At 51.5% G+C, this 365-nt stretch carries 1 protein-coding gene; it reads right to left on the bottom strand.

Annotation, left to right across the window (positions count from 1 at the left end):
- Positions 1-97: 97 nt before the first annotated feature.
- Positions 98-365 (bottom strand): hypothetical protein (locus E1297_RS48785; protein WP_196223084.1); only part of this gene is annotated, 268 nt, incomplete at its 5' end.

The raw sequence follows: 365 nt of genomic DNA, 5'->3' as shown, positions 1-365 counted from the left end.
GCCCCGTCCTTCAGGGCGGGGAGCAGTCACATCCCCGCCCGTATTGGGCGAGGGTTACGGCGCTTTTAACTAAGGCGACATCGGACACGTATCCGACTTAATTCACGTTAAACATGCGAGATACGCACGGCAGCTTTGTTTTTCTTGGTTCTGTTGTTGTGGTCTCTCCTTTGTCCGTTGCGGCAACATGCAAAACGAAGTTGGTGTTTTTGGGGGTTGATTCCTTCCGTTCTTTGATATTCAATGGATTCAATGACTTGTATCTAAAAATGGAGAGTTCGCCGCCGCACAGGTGGCTCTGAAGCTGCATCGCTTTAAGGCCGATAAAGCCTATCAGTTCGCCGCCGCACAGGCGGCTCTGAAGA

Source organism: Roseibium sp. RKSG952 (genome assembly GCF_009711355.1).
This window is presented reverse-complemented; position numbering and strand designations above follow the sequence as displayed.